Source organism: Methylobacterium sp. 77 (genome assembly GCF_000372825.1).
In the GTDB taxonomy this organism is placed as follows: Bacteria; Pseudomonadota; Alphaproteobacteria; order Rhizobiales; family Beijerinckiaceae; genus Methylobacterium.
Genome location: NZ_KB910516.1, coordinates 1,959,718 through 1,976,548, shown reverse-complemented (window position 1 = coordinate 1,976,548; position 16,831 = coordinate 1,959,718). Strand labels below are relative to the sequence as shown.

Annotated in this window: 20 protein-coding genes; 13 read left to right on the top strand and 7 right to left on the bottom strand. The window is 67.7% G+C overall.

The window, feature by feature from the left end; translation table 11 throughout:
• Window positions 1–111 precede the first annotated feature (111 nt).
• The gene (locus A3OK_RS0109385; RefSeq protein WP_019904612.1) at window positions 112–1,524 is read right to left on the bottom strand and encodes an HD-GYP domain-containing protein; all 1,413 of its coding nucleotides are present in this window, start codon (window positions 1,522–1,524) and stop codon (window positions 112–114) included.
• Between the two features lie 177 nt (window positions 1,525–1,701).
• Here A3OK_RS0109385 and A3OK_RS0109380 point away from each other — a divergent pair, with 177 nt between their 5' ends.
• Both A3OK_RS0109380 and map read left to right on the top strand, forming a co-directional pair.
• Window positions 1,702–2,133, top strand: coding sequence for a gamma-glutamylcyclotransferase family protein (locus A3OK_RS0109380; protein ID WP_019904611.1), 432 nt, complete (start codon window positions 1,702–1,704; stop codon window positions 2,131–2,133).
• 129 nt (window positions 2,134–2,262) lie between these two features.
• Window positions 2,263–3,015 (top strand): type I methionyl aminopeptidase, encoded by a 753-nt coding sequence (gene map / locus A3OK_RS0109375; RefSeq protein ID WP_019904610.1) that lies wholly within the window; start codon window positions 2,263–2,265, stop codon window positions 3,013–3,015.
• A 267-nt stretch (window positions 3,016–3,282) separates the two neighbouring features.
• Here map and A3OK_RS23550 read toward each other — a convergent pair whose 3' ends face one another.
• Window positions 3,283–4,185 (bottom strand): SRPBCC domain-containing protein, encoded by a 903-nt coding sequence (locus tag A3OK_RS23550; protein ID WP_019904609.1) that lies wholly within the window; start codon window positions 4,183–4,185, stop codon window positions 3,283–3,285.
• Window positions 4,182–4,535 carry a metalloregulator ArsR/SmtB family transcription factor gene (locus A3OK_RS0109365; protein ID WP_036302219.1) on the bottom strand — a complete coding sequence of 118 codons (354 nt, stop codon included), beginning with the start codon at window positions 4,533–4,535 and terminating at the stop codon, window positions 4,182–4,184. Before A3OK_RS0109365 ends, A3OK_RS23550 begins: the two co-directional genes overlap by 4 nt.
• Before the next feature lie 292 nt (window positions 4,536–4,827).
• Here A3OK_RS0109365 and A3OK_RS0109360 point away from each other — a divergent pair, with 292 nt between their 5' ends.
• From A3OK_RS0109360 to A3OK_RS0109350, 3 genes are all read left to right on the top strand, one after another.
• Complete coding sequence (locus A3OK_RS0109360; protein ID WP_019904607.1) at window positions 4,828–5,127, top strand: acylphosphatase; 300 nt, start codon at window positions 4,828–4,830, stop codon at window positions 5,125–5,127.
• Window positions 5,128–5,293: 166 nt separating this feature from the next.
• Window positions 5,294–6,031 carry a DUF599 family protein gene (locus tag A3OK_RS0109355; protein ID WP_019904606.1) on the top strand — a complete coding sequence of 246 codons (738 nt, stop codon included), beginning with the start codon at window positions 5,294–5,296 and terminating at the stop codon, window positions 6,029–6,031.
• Window positions 6,028–6,336 carry a DUF3253 domain-containing protein gene (locus A3OK_RS0109350; RefSeq protein WP_019904605.1) on the top strand — a complete coding sequence of 103 codons (309 nt, stop codon included), beginning with the start codon at window positions 6,028–6,030 and terminating at the stop codon, window positions 6,334–6,336. The genes A3OK_RS0109355 and A3OK_RS0109350 overlap by 4 nt, the downstream gene beginning before the upstream one ends.
• Here the strand turns inward: A3OK_RS0109350 and A3OK_RS0109345 are convergent.
• The 3 genes from A3OK_RS0109345 to epmA are packed head-to-tail and all read right to left on the bottom strand — an operon-like array spanning window position 6,333 to window position 9,380.
• Window positions 6,333–7,178, bottom strand: a complete 846-nt coding sequence (locus A3OK_RS0109345) for a YdcF family protein (protein ID WP_019904604.1) — start codon at window positions 7,176–7,178, stop codon at window positions 6,333–6,335. The two genes, A3OK_RS0109350 and A3OK_RS0109345, sit on opposite strands and share 4 nt — an antisense overlap.
• 52 nt (window positions 7,179–7,230) lie before the next feature.
• Entirely contained in the window at window positions 7,231–8,286 is a 1,056-nt protein-coding gene (locus tag A3OK_RS0109340) for a lysine-2,3-aminomutase-like protein (RefSeq protein ID WP_019904603.1), read from the bottom strand.
• Window positions 8,287–8,306: 20 nt separating this feature from the next.
• Complete coding sequence (gene epmA / locus A3OK_RS0109335; protein WP_019904602.1) at window positions 8,307–9,380, bottom strand: EF-P lysine aminoacylase EpmA; 1,074 nt, start codon at window positions 9,378–9,380, stop codon at window positions 8,307–8,309.
• A 160-nt stretch (window positions 9,381–9,540) separates the two neighbouring features.
• Between epmA and efp the strand changes: the two genes are divergently transcribed.
• Window positions 9,541–10,107: an elongation factor P gene (gene efp, locus A3OK_RS0109330; protein WP_019904601.1), complete on the top strand. Its 567-nt coding sequence runs from the start codon at window positions 9,541–9,543 to the stop codon at window positions 10,105–10,107.
• Between the two features lie 57 nt (window positions 10,108–10,164).
• On the opposite strand, the gene A3OK_RS0109325 is transcribed toward efp, so the two are convergent.
• The gene (locus tag A3OK_RS0109325) at window positions 10,165–11,166 is read right to left on the bottom strand and encodes a heparan-alpha-glucosaminide N-acetyltransferase (protein WP_019904600.1); all 1,002 of its coding nucleotides are present in this window, start codon (window positions 11,164–11,166) and stop codon (window positions 10,165–10,167) included.
• Between the two features lie 481 nt (window positions 11,167–11,647).
• Here A3OK_RS0109325 and A3OK_RS0109320 point away from each other — a divergent pair, with 481 nt between their 5' ends.
• The 7 genes from A3OK_RS0109320 (at window position 11,648) to A3OK_RS0109290 (ending at window position 16,711) form a co-directional block, all read left to right on the top strand.
• The gene (locus A3OK_RS0109320) at window positions 11,648–12,265 is read left to right on the top strand and encodes a cold-shock protein (RefSeq protein ID WP_019904599.1); all 618 of its coding nucleotides are present in this window, start codon (window positions 11,648–11,650) and stop codon (window positions 12,263–12,265) included.
• A gap of 63 nt (window positions 12,266–12,328) precedes the next feature.
• Window positions 12,329–12,763 (top strand): DUF192 domain-containing protein, encoded by a 435-nt coding sequence (locus A3OK_RS0109315; protein WP_245259423.1) that lies wholly within the window; start codon window positions 12,329–12,331, stop codon window positions 12,761–12,763.
• Window positions 12,764–12,917: 154 nt separating this feature from the next.
• Window positions 12,918–13,379, top strand: a complete 462-nt coding sequence (locus A3OK_RS0109310; protein ID WP_019904597.1) for a hypothetical protein — start codon at window positions 12,918–12,920, stop codon at window positions 13,377–13,379.
• Window positions 13,380–13,463: 84 nt separating this feature from the next.
• Complete coding sequence (locus A3OK_RS0109305) at window positions 13,464–14,363, top strand: dienelactone hydrolase family protein (RefSeq protein WP_019904596.1); 900 nt, start codon at window positions 13,464–13,466, stop codon at window positions 14,361–14,363.
• Window positions 14,364–14,599: 236 nt separating this feature from the next.
• Window positions 14,600–15,034, top strand: a complete 435-nt coding sequence (locus A3OK_RS0109300; RefSeq protein WP_019904595.1) for a response regulator — start codon at window positions 14,600–14,602, stop codon at window positions 15,032–15,034.
• 114 nt (window positions 15,035–15,148) lie between these two features.
• A complete protein-coding gene (locus tag A3OK_RS0109295) occupies window positions 15,149–15,358 on the top strand; it encodes a hypothetical protein (RefSeq protein WP_019904594.1) in 210 nt (69 codons plus the stop codon).
• Between the two features lie 162 nt (window positions 15,359–15,520).
• Window positions 15,521–16,711 (top strand): alpha/beta hydrolase, encoded by a 1,191-nt coding sequence (locus A3OK_RS0109290; protein ID WP_019904593.1) that lies wholly within the window; start codon window positions 15,521–15,523, stop codon window positions 16,709–16,711.
• The last annotated feature ends 120 nt before the right edge of the window (window positions 16,712–16,831 follow it).

The window sequence follows — 16,831 nt, the reverse complement described above, 5'->3', positions numbered from 1 at the left end:
CGAATCGAGGGGGCGGTCCCTGACCGTCCCCTTTCCTGAATTCCGGTCTGGGCTCCGCTGCCGCTCGACCGGTTCGGGGAGAGGCGCCTGCGCGACGGGCGCGCGCGTGGATCAGGCCGCCTCGGCCAACCCGTCGACGATGTCGAGCGCGCGCTCCAGAGCCGCGAAACAGGCCGGATCGAACGACGCCCCGATCTCCGACCGCATGATCCCCATGGCTTTCGGGAGCGGCATCGCCGCGCGGTAGGGCCGGTCGGCGGTGAGCGCGTCGAACACGTCCGCCACCGAGATGATGCGGGTCTCGATCGCGATCGCGTCTCCGGACAGGCCACGCGGATAGCCCTTGCCGTCGAGGCGCTCGTGGTGGCTGCCGCCGATGCGCGCCATGTCGCGAAACGCCTTCACCCGCGACAGGATCGTCTCGGACAGGGCCGAGTGGTTGCGCATCGATTCCCACTCGGTCTCGTCGAGCTTGCCGTTCTTGTCGAGGATCGCGTTGGAGACGCCGAGCTTGCCGATATCGTGCAGCAACGCGGCCCGCTTGAGCCAGCGCCGACGCTCCGGCGTGAAGCCCATCTGCTCGGCGATCATGTCGGCATAGACCGCCACGCGCTCCGAATGGCCGGCGGTGAAGGGGCTCTTGGTATCCACCACCTGCGCGAAGGCGCGGGCGATATCGTCGAGGTAATCCTCGTCGATCACGACCTCCCGCCGTCCCGGCTCGAGGGCGAACACCGCCTCCTCGATCCGTTCCGACGCGAGGGTCGACCAGAACGCGTCGTCCTCGGCCACGCGCTCGAAACTCGCGACGACGTCGGGATCGAACCACGAGCCGATGCGGGAGCGCACTTCCGCCATCGCCGCCGCCCGGCCGGCCGAGCAATGGAAGACGTCGACCACCTGAGCCAGGAGCGCGATGCGCGCATAGAGCGGGATCGCCGCGCCGGCGAGGCGATTCGGCTTGCCCTGGCCGTTCCAATGCTCGTCGAGGGACAGGATCCCCTCGCAGACGGTCTCGGGAAACCGCATCCGCCGGGCGATCTCGGCGCCGCGCTGGCAGCGGGTCTCGATGAGTTCGCGCGCGATCTCGCCGCCATTCTGCATGATGTTGAGGATGGCGCGGAACCGATCGGCGAGGCCCGCCTTCAGGCCGGTATGCGAGAAGACGAAGCCGAGGACCTGCGGGAGGCGGTCGCTCACGGTCTTGAAGTCGTGTTTGAAGGCGAGATCGTCGGTCAGGTAGAGTTCGCAGATGCGCGCGGCGTTCGAGGAGCAGCCGAGGTCCTTCAGCAGGATGGCGTAGTAAAGGTCCCACAGGTCGCGCTCGGCCAGACCCATCTCGCGGCCGATATGGGTGCCGATCCAGCACGCGCGCACGCAATGCCCCACCGGCTGCCCCTCCGTGAGGTCGAGCGCGTGGCTGAGCGCACCCAGGAGTTCCGAGAGCCGGATGCTCTCGTCGCTCGGAGCATGGTCGAAATCGGTGCGGGATGGCGCGGTGGCGTCGGTGATGGCTCGGAGCATAGTGCGCGGCAGGCCCTGGTCGTGATGTCGACCACGGCGTCTTGCGCCATCGTCGTTGACAGCGGCTTACGAGATCGGGCCTCTCGCGAAACGTGGTTGCCGAACGGTCAAGCCGACGACGATCGCGAAACCGGGCACGACCGTCGCCCGTCTCTCCCTTCTCGGGACATCAGGTCCATGCCCCTCTACTTCTCCTACGGCGCCAACATGGATGCCGCCGCGATGGCGTCGCGCTGCCCCGGCTCGACCTCGCTCGGCACCGGCCGGCTCAACCGGCACCGCTTCATCATCATGCGGGAGGGCTATGCCTCCGTGGTGCGGGCTCCCGGTTCCACGGTCTGGGGCGTCCTGTGGGATCTGGCGCTCGCCGACGTCCCGGCTCTCGACCGCTACGAGGGTGTCTCCGGGCGCCTCTATACGAAGGCCTATCAGCCGGTGACGACGGCGACGGGAGTGAAGCGCGCCCTGATCTATCTCGGATGCAGCGCCGTCGCGGGCGTCCCGAGACCCGATTATCTCCAGCCCGTCCTGGCTGCGGCCGAAGCCGCCGCCTTGCCGCCGGCCTACATCGCGGAGATGCGCCGATGGCTGCGCGCGCCACGCAACTGAGACGGGGGTTCGCGGCGGCGGGAATCCGAAGAGCGTCCGTCCGGTCGCTCGCGCCGGCTTTTCCGGGCGCGCCGAGAATGGCAGAAACGTCCGGTCCGGGCCTCCGCCGGCTTCACCAAAGGAAACGACATGACGGTGTCGAACGACGACGAGCTGACGGGGCTGAAGCAGATCGGGCGCATCGTCGCCGACACGCTGGAGACGATGGGCAAGGCGATCGAGCCCGGCATGACCACGCTCGAACTCGATCGGATCGGGCGGGCGTTCCTGGACGCCGCCGGGGCTCGTCCGGCTCCGGAGATGGTCTATTCCTTTCCCGGAGCGACCTGCATCAGCGTCAACGAGGAGATCGCGCACGGCATTCCGGGTGCGCGCAGGATCGCTCCCGGCGACCTCGTCAACATCGACGTGTCTGCCGAGAAGGACGGCTATTTCTCCGATACCGGAGCGTCGTTCGCCGTGCCGCCCGTGACGCGCGCGGTCGAGCGGTTGTGCAAGGACGGGCGCCGGGCGATGTGGACGGGCTTGCGCCAGGTCGGCGCCGGCAAGCCTCTGGCCAATATCGGACGGGCCGTCGGCGCCTTCGCGCGGAAGAACGGCTACACCCTGGTGCGCAACCTCGCGAGCCACGGCGTCGGCCTGTCGCTGCACGAGGAGCCGACCGAGATCGCGACCTGGCCCGACGCCTCCGAGCGACGGATCATGCAGGAGGGACTGGTCTTCACCGTCGAGCCGTTCCTGTCCCTCGGCGCCGACTTCGCCGAGGATGGCGACGATCCCTGGACCCTCTACAGCCAGCCGCGCGCCCTCACGGTCCAGTACGAGCACACCGTCGTCGCGTCACGCAACGGACCGCTGATCCTCACCATGCCGGGGCAATAGAGCACCATCGAGGGGCGTGTGTCGGTTTGAATTCCGGGGGGAAGGTCCGCGACAGGTGGGGAGCCGTTTCCCGCTCATCGCCGGAACGCGGCCATTCAATTTCGCACCCCGCTCGGTCGTTTCAGGCGACGGACACGCATCTCCGAAGCGGAGCCTCGGGACGAAAGGTGAAAGGCGGGGCTTTGTAGGAAGCCGACCACTCGGCGCTTCCGAATGTGTCTCAAAAATTGGAAATCGGGGCATGCGAAACGGTTCAGCCTGCCAAGCTCATCCGAGGAGCGCGTAAAGGTCCGTCCCGCCATCGGCCCGATAGACCTCCCAATTGAGCCCAGTGACGGGCCAGCCGTGGCTGCGGCAGGCATCGAAGAGGTGCGGCCAAGCCGCCGGGAGATGCTCGAAACCGCCGACGAGCCGCAGGTGCGCGGCACGGCCCGCAGGGAGGGGGAAAGCGGAGACCGCGCCGTTGCCCGCGACAGCTCGGGGGACGAGGCGACCAGGGGCGTAATCCACTTTGCCGTCCTGCATTCGCCATACGGTGAGGCGGGGCGCGTCGGCCAGACCGGCGTCACGCACGGCCTCATCGAGCAGCGGCGCGGCCTCCTGCTGCGTGGCGCGCATCTCGGCGAACGAAACGGTTTTGCGGACAACCAGCGTGTGTTGTTCAGTAACGTCGAGGATGCGGGGCGCCGTGACCGGTAGGGCCAGGACCTTGTCGAGCTGCACGTAGCTCGCGTCCATGCCCGTCTCCATCCCGGAACGGGCCGCGGTGTCGCGAGCCTCGCGGGAGGAATAGAGGATTGCGATGCGGGCGCTCGTCGTGCCGGCGGACTCGGCGAAGGTCGTTGTCACGAGGGTTTCGCCGCCGGTCCAATCCGCGTCGAAAAGCTCGGTATGGACGAGCCGCTCGTTAGGAACGATCTCGCGAAAGGCTCCCCCGAGACCCATCTCGCGGCCGTCCGTGTGGCGCCAGACGTAGCGAAAGACGCCGCCGACCCTGAGGTCGATCTCGCAGACCGGCATGGTCCAGCCGGGCGGCCCGAGCAGCCAGCGGCCGACCAGCGCCGGCTCGGTGAAGGCGCGGAAGACGAGCGCGCGGGGCGCCTGGAAGCGCCGCGCCAGGACGATCTCGCGATCCCCTGCCAGGGTCAGGTCGAGCTTCGATGTCATCATGATCTGCCCCCCTCCGTCTTCAGCTGGCCGAGCACCTGGTCCAGGCGGGCGAAGTTGGCTTCCCAAGCTTTGCGGTAGTTTTCGAGCCAATCATGGGCCTCGGCGAGCGCGCGGCCCTCCAGCCGACACGGCCGGCGCTGCGCTTCGCGGCCGCGCGAGATGAGACCCGCCTTCTCCAAGACTTTGATGTGGCGCGAGATTGCCGGCTGGCTGATCGCAAAGGGAGCGGCGAGCTCGTTGACCGAGGCCTCCCCCAACGCGAGGCGGGCGAGAATGCCGCGCCGGACCGGATCGGCGAGAGCGGCAAACGTCGTATCCAACGGGGCTGACGTATATAACGAATCAATCATATAACGAATATGTTATATAAGACGCCTCCAGTCAAGTCCGGTGCATCTGACGGAGGCTTCGAGAAAGATCGCGAACGATCGGCCGGACCAACGTCCGATGAGCTGCTTCACTCGCCCGGCAGCCGTCGTGGCCTTTCGGCCAAGCTCTGTAATCCTCGGCCCATCTGACTTCCGGCAGGCAGACATCCTGAAGGTCCGCAGAGCGTCGGACGCAACCGGCCGGGCAGGCTCGCATTTCAAACTGAGACACGCCCCCATCGAGAGGCGACGAACGGCCGGGAGCAGTCGAGAAATGTGGAAGGAGCGTCCCCTGGAGCCGATCAGAACCGTCGACGTGGTGATCCTCGGCCGGGTCCAAGGCGTCGGCTACCGCGACTGGACCATCGGGCAGGCCGAGCGCCGAGGCCTCAGCGGGCATGTCCGCAACCGCGCCGATGGCAGCGTCGCGGCGACCTTCAGCGGGCCGCCCGATGCCGTCGCCGCCATGCTCGATGCCTGCCGGCGGGGGCCGGACAGCGCGCGCGTCGACGCGGTCGAGGTAACGGAAACGGCCGAACCTCCCCCTGCGGGGTTCCGTCTTCGGAGAACCTGATCCATAGCCAGCCCGGTCAGGGGGACCGGATCGCATCGCTCGGCCCGGATGGGAGATTCGTGTCCCACCTGTCGGGCCGATGCCCTATGGTCGCCCCCGACGCCGCAGGACGCCTTGCCGCCGGGACCGGGGCGGTCCGTCACGCGTCGAGAACCGATCGGAGCCCATGCCGCACCCGTTGACCCTCGCGGATTTCTCGCCGCTCGACATTGCCGGCCTTCTCTACTTCGTCACCGCATGGGCCGGTTACGGAATGGCGGTCGCGCGCATGCGCGGGCGGCGTACGAGCCTCAGCCAGATCATGAACCGCCAGCGCGAGAACTGGTCGCGCCAGCTCACCGTGCGCGACAACCGGGTGGTCGACACCACGATCAACGCCTCCCTCCAGAACGGGACGGCCTTCTTCGCCTCCACCTCCCTCATCGCGCTCGGCGGCGTGCTGACCCTGTCGCGCTCCAGCGACGACGTGCTGACCCTGTTCGGCGCGCTGCCCTTCGGCGCCATCGCCACGAGGGTCACCTGGGAGGTCAAGGTCGCGGGTCTCGCGGTGGTCTTCGTCTACGCCTTCTTCAAATTCGCCTGGGCCTACCGCCTGTTCAATTACGGCGCGATCCTCATCGGCGCGGTGCCACCGAAAGGGGCCGGTGCCTCGCCCACCGAAATGGACCGCGCCGCGCGCCGGGCCGCCGCCATGAACATCGCCGCGGGCAGCCATTTCGCGAAAGGGCAGCGGGCCTTCCTGTTCGCGCTGGCCTATCTCGGCTGGTTCGTGAGCGCGTGGTTCCTCATCATCGCCACGACGGGGGTGGTCTGCGTCATGTGGCGCCGGCAATTCGCCTCCGACATCCGCGCCGCCCTCCTCGTCGAGGACGACGACATTACCCTGCGGGACACCGAGTCATGAGCACAGCGCGCATATCCGTCAGCGAGGAGGAGATCGGCGAAACGATCCTTCGCCTCGTCGCCGAGCGGGGAGAGGGCAAGACCGTCTGCCCCTCGGAAGTGGCGCGCCATCTCGGCGGACCGCATCCGGACAAATGGAGCCCGCTGATGCAGCCGGTCCGGCGCATGGCCGTGCGCCTCACCAAGGAAGGCCGCATCGCCATCCTGCGCAAGGGCAAGCCCGTCGCCGATCCCGACGACTTTCGCGGGATCTACCGGCTCGGAATGCCGGGCGCGTCAGCGGGGGAAGAGCAGGACGACGCCTAGGCGGGGCCGGCGCTCGCCCCATCGACGGGGTCGGTCGGCATTCGCAGGGGAGCCGGCATCACTGCATCGGTGTAGCCGGCGAGCCGGTAGACGATCAGCCCGATCCATTCCTTGATCATCAGGTCGAGGACGAGCAGCCCGTCGGATGCGTAGGTCTTCAGCATCAACGCGTCGCGCCATCCCGAGGTACGGTAATCCACGGGGTAGGCGGTCACGTCGAACCCGGCCTTGCGGAAGCAGCCCACGGCGCGCGGCATGTGCCAGGCCGAGGTGACCAGGAGCCAGCGCTCGCCCGCCACCGGCTTCACCAGATCGGCCGAGAAGCGCGCATTCTCGTGGGTGTTGCGCGAGCGGTCCTCCAGGATCAGCCGCGTGCGCGGCAATCCGAGCGTATCGGCGAAACGGCTGACGACTTCGGCTTCCGAGGTCCCCTCGCTGCCGAGCAGGCCGCTGCCCCCGGAGAAGAGCAGCCGCGCCTGCGGATAGCGGCGGGCCAGATCGGCGAAGGCGATCTGGCGCTCACCCGCGTCGTTGACCGAGAGCTGGCCGCGAGCCAGGGTCGTCTGGGTCTCGACCGCACCGCCGAGCACGATCACACCCGTGACCGGCGCATCGTCGCCGGTAAAGCGCGGGAAGCGGTTCTCGAGGGGCAGGGCGAGCCAGGCGGACAGAGGCATCAGGCCGCCGAGGAACAGCCCGGCAAAGCCGAGCAGGGCCAGCCCGCGCCCGAGACGCGGCGTCCAGCCGCCGAACAGCAGGACGCAGCCGACGAGCCCGATCAGGATGAAGAAGTTCGAGGGCGTGATCACGAAATAGATCAGCTTCGAGAGCGGGAAGAACATGTCGGGTACCTGAAGCCTCGTCTCTGGCGAACGATCCGTCCGAGGGGCGGGCTCAGCCCGGTTCTTCCGCGTCCGGCGGGTAGGGATGGTCACGCCCGTGCGGATCGGTCACCCGCCAGCCGGCCTCGTCGGCGCGAAGATAGGACGGTCCCACCGGCACCTTGCCGTGACCGCCGGGGATATCGAGCACGTAGAGCGGCTGGGCGAGGCCGGACAGCCGCCCGCGCACATGCTCCATCAACTCACGCCCCGCCGACAACCCGGTGCGCAGATGGCCGGTGCCCGGCGCGAGATCGCCGTGGTGGAGGTAATAGGGTTTGATCCGGTTCTCGACGAAGCTCCGCATCAGTCGCGAGAGCGTTTCGGAATCGTCGTTGACCCCGGCGAGCAGGACGCTCTGGCTCACCATCGGGATACCGGCATCGACGAGACGGGCGATGGCGGCCCGGGCGGCGGGCGTGAACTCGCGCGGGTGGTTGGCGTGGAGGGCGACGTAGACCGCACCCTCGAAGCGCTTCAACGCGGCCACGAGATCGGCATCGACGCGGGCCGGTTCGACCACGGGCACGCGGGTATGGACGCGAAGGACCTTGACGTGCGGGATGGCGGCGAGCGCCTCGGCGATCTGCCCGAGCCTGCGGGCCGAGAGCGCGAACGGATCGCCTCCGGTGAGGATCACCTCCCAGATCTCGGGCCGGGCGGCGATATAGGCGAGGGCAGCGGCGAGGTCGTCCTCGCTCAGGGTGCCGAGCCCGTCCGGCCCCACCATCTCGCGCCGGAAGCAGAAGCGGCAATAGACCGGGCAGATATGGAGCGGCTTCAGCAGCACCCGGTCGGGATAGCGATGGACGAGGCCGGGCAGGGGAGAATGCGCGGCATCGCCGATCGGGTCGGCATCCTCCTCCGGCCGCGTCGTCAGTTCCTCGGCGCGCGGCACGAACTGGCGGGCGATGGGGTCGTCGGGGTCGGACGGGTCGATCAACTCGGCCATGTCCGGCGTCACCGAGACCGCGTAGCGCGCGGCCACCGCCTGCAAGGCCGGCAGGTCGGAGGCCGAGACGAGCCCGGCCTCGCCGAGCTGCGCGGGGTTTTTCAGGGAGCGGGTCAAGGTTTGGGATACGGGCCTGTTCATGCCGCGCTACCCGAAAGTGCCGGCGAATCTGCCACCGGTGTCCAGATCACGTCATCGATGCGCGGCGCGCCGACCGCGAGCATGACGAGACGGTCGAGACCGAGCGCGATGCCGCTCGCCTCCGGCATGATGGCGAGGGCCGCGAGGAAATCCTCGTCGATCGGGTAGGATTCGCCGTAGACCCGCGCCTTCTCCGCCATCTCGGCCTCGAACCGGCGCCTCTGCTCGTGCGGGTCGGTGAGTTCGCCGAAGGCGTTGGCGAGTTCGACGCCGCAGGCATAGAGCTCGAACCGCTCGGCCACGCGCGGATCGCGGGGGCTCGGGCGGGCGAGGGCCGCCTCGCTCACCGGATACTCGCAGAGGATGGTCGGCCGCCCATCGCCGAGCTTCGGCTCGATCGACGCCACGAGCACGCGGCTGAACAGGTCGGCCCAGGTATCGTCGGGCGCCACTCGCAGGCCGCGGGCCGCGAGCCCGGCCGCGAGTGCATCCCTGTCCGTGCTGCCATCGGCGGCGATCGTCGCCAGGAGGTCGATCCCGGCATGGCGCTCGAAGGCCTCGGCGAGGGTGAGACGTTCGAAAGCCGCGAAGGGATCGGATTCGCGTCCGCGAAAACGCAGGGTGCGGACCTGCGCCTCCTCGGCGGCGAGCGCCAGGATCTCGGCGCAGTCGCGCATCAGCACCTCGTAATCCTGCCCGGCCCGGTACCATTCGAGCATGGTGAATTCCGGGTGGTGCAGGGGGCCGCGCTCGCGGTTGCGGAACACCCGCGCGAGGCTGAACAGCCGCGTCTCGCCCGCCGCCAGAAGCTTCTTGCAGGCGAATTCGGGGGAGGTGTGGAGATAGAGCCGGGATTCCGCACCGTCATTGCCGATGACTGAGGTGGCGAAGGCCGAGAGATGCGCCTCGTTGCCGGGCGAGACCTGGAGGGCCGCCGCCTCGACCTCCACGAAATCACGGGCCGCGAAATGCCCGCGCAGGGAGGCGACGATGCGGTTTCGCGTGAGCAGGGCAGGGCGCCGGTCGGCATGGCGATGCGGCGACCACCAGGGAGACGGAGACGCGCTCATGCCCGACAATCCGGCAGCCGGCTCGCCAAATGCGGGCGGGCGCGCCGTGCTGCTGGCAACGCGCCGCCGGATAGGATAGTGGCGGAGCACACATGTCGCTCCCGTGGGCAGAATCCACGCCGGGGCGTTGCATATATTGTCTCGAACAGGATCTGACCCCGTGAAGGTGATCGCCTCTACGCTCCGCAAGGGCAACGTCGTCGACAAGGACGGCAAGCTCTACGTCATCCTGACGGTGGAGAACATCCACCCCGGCAAGGGTACCCCCGTGACGCAGCTCGACATGCGCCGCATCACCGACGGGGTGAAGGTGTCCGAGCGCTACCGCACCACCGAGTCGGTGGAGCGCGCCTTCGTCGAGGATCGCGAGCACACCTTCCTCTACGACGACGGCGAGGGCTACCACTTCATGAACCCCGAGACCTACGAGCAGGTCGCGGTGCCCAAGGACGTCGTCGGGAGCGCGGCGCCCTACCTGCAGGAGGGCATGAAGGTGATGCTGGCCTCGCATAACGACGTGCCGCTCACGATCGAACTGCCCCAGCGCGTCACCCTGGAAATCACCGAGACCGAGCCGGCGATGAAGGGCCAGACGGCGTCGTCCTCCTACAAGCCCGCGATCCTCTCCAACGGCGTGCGCACCACCGTGCCGCCGCATGTGGCGGTGGGCACCCGCGTCGTCATCATGACGGAAGACGGTTCCTACGTGGAACGCGCCAAGGATTGAGGGTTCTGGCTGCATTCGCCTCGTTCGCAAAGCGGATGCAGCCTTCCAGGCTCTACCTCAAGGCGACACCGCCGGACCGTCGGCCGCGTCGTAGCAGGTCTGGGACAGAGCCTGGGCTTTCGCCCGCTCCTCGACCGTGAAACCCCGCCCCGTAATCGCCCAGAGATTTTCGCGCTGGAGGGCGTCGCCGACGCAGCGCGCGGCCACACGGCAGGTCCGCGCCGAGCCGCCCGTCGATTCGCACTGCGCCCGGTAATCCGCGCGGAAGGCCACGAGACCAGCTTTCGGATGGGGGCCGGTCAGCGTGACGAGCCCCGTCAGCAGGGCGAGCAGCACCGGCTGGTGCACGAGATAGACCGCGAGGCTGTGGCGCCCGGCAAGGGCCAGCCCCCGTGAGGCGAGCGCTCGAGGCCGCCAATCCGGCAGGGTCGTGCGCCGGAAAGCCGGCAGCCCCAGCCGGGCCAGCGCCAGCCCGAGCAGCACCAGCCCGAACCAGGGAAACAGCGGCACGTAATCGTTGGTGCGGGGCGGCAGCATGCCGAGGCCGAGGAAACTCAGGATCGGATCGTCGAAGACGGCGAGATGATAATCCGGGTTCGCCATCACGGCGGGTGCGGCGAGCACCACGATCCCCACCACCACCGACGCGACCGGCGACACCCGCAGGAACGGCACGGCGAGTATGCTCGACACGGCGATGCAGTGCAGGATGCCGAAGAAGATGTAGCTGTCCGGCATGGCGTAGCGCGTCGCCGCCGTGATGAGGAGCGCGGCGCCACCGATCCGCGCGAGGCGCAGGAGAAACGCCCGCGGCCTCAGCCCGTCCCGGTTCATTAGCACGAGGCCGATTCCAACGAGCACCAGGAACGCGCCGGCGATGAGATGGGCCGCGACCTTGCCCAGGGGCGCAAGGGCGTAGTTCTCGGGCGTGAGCGCCAGATACCCGAGATCCCAGGTCGTGTGGTAGGCGGCCATCGCCAGAAGGGCGATGCCGCGGGCGACGTCGAGGATGTCGAAGCGTGGCTTCGTGCCCTGCGAGCGGGTGGCGGCCGGTTCCATTCCGGCGCCGAGGACCGGGCCTGTCGTCGAAGCGCTCACGCGACCGCCCCCCTCTGCCGGCGCCGTTCCGTCGGGCGCGATGGGAACTTGCACGGCGGGGACCCGGTATCCGGCCAGACGATCTGTATCATGCGCGGTGGCTATCGCCGGTGGCGAGGTCGGCGCAAGGGCGGAACGGGTGCGGGTTCACCCGATCGGGCCGGCACCGTCAGCAGAATGGACACCTCTCCGAAACGTGATGAGCCGCCGAACACACAGCGTCCGACGGTATCCGACGCGGCGTTTAGGAGAATCCGATCATCGACTTGGGCCAAATCGATGCTTTCGCGGCGGTGTCCGAGGCTTTGTGGCGTCCGTGCCAATATGCTGAAGAATGTATCAATCCGCGGCATCGATGACGGTCAAACAGGCTTCCGCCGAGTCATGACTTTGTTAATCTCTCGTGCGGATCGCGTCGCGTGATTCGGTGTGGGTTGCTTACATGTCGGACGATTTCGGATCAGGCCAGCTCGGCCTTCGCGCGATGGGAGAATCGGCCAACGGACGTGGCACCGATCTTCTCGACGGGGACGTCCAGCCCCCGCTCGACCTGATCGAGGTTGCTGGCCGAATCAAATGGTTCGACGTCTCGAAGGGCTTCGGCTTCATCGTGCCCGATGACGGCTCCACCGACGTCCTTGTCCACATCACCTGCCTTCGCCGCGACGGACATCATGCCGCGAGCGAGGGCGCCCGGATCGTGGTGGAAGCCACCGAGCGGCCGCGCGGCTGGCAGGCCTTCCGCGTGATCTCCCTCGATCAATCGACGGCGACGCATCCGTCCGAACTGCCCATGCCCCGCACCCATGTGAGCGTGACCGCCACCAGCGGGCTCGAGACGGCTGTGGTGAAATGGTTCAACCGCCTGCGCGGATTCGGCTTCCTCAGCCGTGGCGACGGTTCGCCGGACATCTTCGTGCATATGGAGACGTTGCGCCGCTACGGTATCGCCGAACTGAAACCCGGCGAAACCGTTCTCGTCCGGTATGGCGACGGTTCGAAGGGCAAGATGGCGGCCGAAGTCCGGCTTCTGGACGGCGCGTTGCCTGCCTCCCACTGACGGAATGACCCCGTGACATCGATCCGCGACGTTCGCTCGTGCGCTCCCTTTCGCGCGCTTCTGATCCTGCTCTTCGTCATCGCCGGAATCGGCGGAGCCACCGCTCAGGACGCGGCGGCGGTCGAGCCGCTCGGCATCACCGGCAAGGGCGGCCGCCACAGCTTCTCCGTCGAGGTCATGCGCGATGACGAATCGCGCTCGCGCGGCTTGATGTTCCGCCGCGCGATGGCGCCGGAACACGGCATGCTGTTCGACTTCCAGAAGGTCGAGCGCGTGGCGATGTGGATGAAGAACACCTACCTGCCGCTCGACATGCTCTTCATCCGTCCGGACGGAAGCATCGCCCGCGTGGCGGCCAATACCGAGCCCTTGTCCACCAAGGTCATCCCGTCGGGCGAGCCGGTGCTGGCGGTGCTGGAGCTCAATGCGGGCACGGCGGCCAAGCTCGGCATCAAGGCGGGCGACCGGGTCGAGCACCCGATGTTCGGGTCGCGCTGAGCCGACCGGCCGGATATCGGCCTATCTCCGCGCCAACGAACACAGCGTGAACAGGCATCTTGACGCCTGTTCCGTTTCGAACCAATGTTCCCTTATTGTTCCAGGGTGAGCGGGTCTGCCACGGCATGCTCCCCGACAATGGCAGGGGAACGCGATGATCGACATCGAGGCTTCGTGCGACGATCGGGTGCTGTTCGAGAACGCCGATTGGCGCGTGATCGAGGATGGGATCGAGCATCGCGAGACGGGCTATTTCATCGCGCGTGACAGCCTGAGCCGACGCTCCGGGGCCGGCCTGTGGGAATGGCCGCTTCATCTCGCCGAGAAAAGCTGGTGCTCGCCGCGCCTGTTCCGCGAAGCCTTCCTCGCGGCCACCGATCTGTTCGCCGTGGATCGCGACGAGTCGCTGGCGCGATCCTTCATCGCCGGCTTCGGCCTCAGGATGGGGCAGGGCGGTGTGGCCGGCAGTGACGGCTTCACCAAGCTCGCCGAGCTGGTGCGCCCGAAATCCATCGCCCGGAGGCGCCCTGCCATCTCGGATATGCGTCCATCCTCCCATCGCAGCAGCGCCGGATGGATGGAGGAGACAGAAACGGCGCGTGCGGCCCTGTCGTGACGTGACCTCTCGTGACGTGACCTCGCCCGGGGATGCCCTAGTTTCCTGAGAAGCCGGACGCGGCGTCGGGCGGGAGGGCATCTCATGGACGATCACGGCACGGGCAAGGACCGTTCGACCAAGGCACTCGGCGGGCTCGACGGGCTCGTCATCCCGCCTTTCTCGCGCCGGGGCTTCGTCATGACGAGCCTCATCGCCGGCTTCACCCTGGCCGAGGCGAATGCGCAGGCGCAGGTGATCGCGACCGATGCGACCGGGCTCGTCGCCGGAGAGGTGAAGATCCCGGCGACCGACGGGCCGATGCCCGGTTACCGGGCGATGCCGGATGGGGCGGGGCCGTTTCCGCTGATCCTCGTCATCGAGGAGATCTTCGGGGTTCACGAATACATCAAGGATGTCTGCCGACGTCTGGCCAAGGCCGGCTATTGCGCGGTCGCGCCCGAGCTCTACGCGCGGCAGGGCGATCTCTCCACGATGACGGATGTGAAGGCGATCGTCCGCGACGTCATCCTGAAGACGCCGGACGCCGAATGGATCGCCGATCTCGATGCCGCCGCCTCCTGGGCCGTCGCCGATTCGAAAGCCGACCCGGAGCGGATCGGCACGATGGGATGGTGCCGTGGCGGACGGGGCGCCTGGCTCTATGCGGCGCATCGGCGGGATCTGAAGGCGGCGGTGGCGTGGTACGGCCCACTCGGCGGCGACCGTACCGACCTGCAGCCGAAGACGGCGGGAGACGTGGCGCCCGATATCCACGCGCCGCTCCTGGCGCTCTATGGCGGAGCCGATACCGGCATTCCCGTCGCCAGCGTCGAGGAGGCCCGAGATCGTGCGAACGCGGCCGGCCGCACGGTCGAACTCGTGGTCTTTCCCGAAGCACCGCACGGGTTCCACGCCGATTACCGGCCGAGCTATCGCAAGGACAGCGCCGAACAGGGCTGGGCGCGTGCGCTGGCGTTTCTCAAAAGCCACGGGGTCGGCTAAATCGCACCGTCCTCGCTCGGTCTTGAAAAGTGCGGTTCTTCACGCTCCCGCGTCTCCCACAAGAGCGTCCGCTCTGCTAAAATCGAGAAACCGCCGCGAGGATCGTGAATTTCGCGAGTGACGATCGTGCAACTCATGGTCCGAGCGCCGGATCGACACATTGACGGGTACGACGACATAGCGTTGCTGAGGTGACGGCCGATACGGCCGTCAAGCCTGAAGAGCGTTCCGGACCCATGAGTGCTGTGAATCCATCGGGCGAGAAACCGGTGATCCTCGTCGTCGAGGACGAGCCCGATGAGCGCTTCCTCGCGGCCGCATTGCTGGAAGAGACGGGTTTCAGCGTCATCGAGGCGGAGACCGCCGAGCGGGCGCTCGCCATCCTGAACGAGAAGGACGGCGCGGTCAGCGTCGTCTTCTCCGACGTGCGGACGCCCGGCCCCATCGGCGGCTTCGAACTCGCCCGCATCATCGGGGTCACCTGGCCCCGCGTGCGGGTCTTGCTGACATCGGGCGATGCCGGCGATCAGCCGAGCGATCTGCGGGTGTCCGCGACCTTCATCCCGAAGCCGTGGCGCGCGTCCGATATCCTCGCCTGGGTCGAGGAAGCGGCGGGCCGCACCCCGGAGCAGGGACCGGGCATCGACGTGATCGGCGGCAACGCCCCCTGACGTCGGGCTTTTCCCCGCGCCAAAAATTATCATGGATTAAATGGAAACTTGATCGGCTCCGGCAGTTGACCAGTTCAATCATCGATTGATCAATCACGGTCCTCCGGGTTTCCAATGAACACCGCCGCCAACGTCAACATGGCCAATATCAATCGCCCTGGCCAATCGTATACGATCTTCTCCGAGTCGCGCCTGATGCAGATCGTCGGTGACGATCTGCGCGCGCTCTATGGCGATATGATCGATCCCGCCGCTCCCGAAGAACTGCTTCGCCTGGCGTCCTTGATCGACGAGATGCGCGATACCGACGAAGTCGCGGGATAGGCAATTCGATCCGTCCTGTCGTAGTCGCCGGCCAGTGACCGGTGCGGCTCGAATGACGCAGAGCGCCAGGACTTGACCGTAAGACTTGCATCACCTCCCCATCGCTCAGACAAAACCTGATATGCCGGACGCGCCCTTCCGGATCGATCTGACGAGCCTGTCATGCGTTTGAAAGCCTGCCTCGTACTCGGCGTGTCGCTCGTCGTCGCGTCCTTGTGCGAACCGGTCCTCGGCGCGACACCGCCCGCCCAGCCCGCGGATGGCCCCGGAGGCGTCGGAAACCGGTCGCTCTCCATCGTCAAGCGTGCGCTCGGCCGTCCCAGTGCGGCGACTTTCGTATTCTACTCGGCCGGAGCGGCCCCGGCCGAAGGGCGGCCGGTGGTGGTTTTCCTCCATGCCTGGGGCGCCCCCAACCCGCAGCCCTATGGCGCGTGGATCGAACACCTCGCCCGCGCCGGATATCTCGTCCTGTTCCCGCGCTTTCAGGAGGTCAACCGGACCCGGCCGGCGGATGCCACCGCCAATGCCGAGAAACTGGTGAAGGCCGCCCTGGCGGATCTCGAGAGCGATCCTGATGCCAAGCCGAATCCGAAGCGTCTCGCCCTGATCGGCCATCTGGCCGGCGCTCCGATCGCCGCCAACCTCGCGGCAGATGCCGAAAGCTCCGGCCTTCCGGCGCCTCGCCTGGTCTTCGCCATCATGCCGGGCGGCATCGCGAGCGATCCGAAGTCCAGGGGCGTGGTGTTGCGCGACCTGTCCAAGATCGCCCCGGAGACGCTGGTGATCACCGTCATCGGCGATCGCGATGCCCGCGCCGCCGACCTCGCGGCACGCCGGCTCCTGCGCGAATCGAGCGCCGTCGCGCCCGAGCGCAAACTCTTCATCCGCGCCCTCTCGGACGATCACGGCTTCCCCTCGCTGACGGCGACGCTGACCTCGCCCGGCGCGGTGGACACGGCCTATGACGGGGGCGCGATCAAGCTGCCGCCGGAGCCGCCACGCGACCCGAAGCAGCCTCCCGCTCCGTTCAAATGGTCGGCGGACATGTCGCTGTCGGGCGAACAGACGACGCTGCTGGCGCAGCTGAACAATTCGCGGGCCGACAGCCTCGATTACCTCGCCTATTGGAAGACCTTCGATCTGGCCGCCGCCGCGGCCTTCGGCGGAGATCCGGCGACCCTCAAGGTCAATCCTCGCCTCAGCGACATGGAGCGCTGGAGCGACGGCTGGCCGGTCAAGCGCCTCGTGGTGGAAACCCCGCGCGCCACCGCCGCGCCCGCCGCAGCGGCCCCCGTCGTGCCTACGCCCGCGGCAGCGACGCAACCCAAGCCGAAGCCCGTGCGCCGCCCCTGATTTCCGGCCTCGCCGAGCCCATTCGAGGGTCGGCGAGGTGCAGCCGGGGCTTGTCTTCGGATCGGGTTTTCCCGAAAGCAGGCCGGCACATTCTCGTGCCGATGCGTCGAGCCCAGCGAG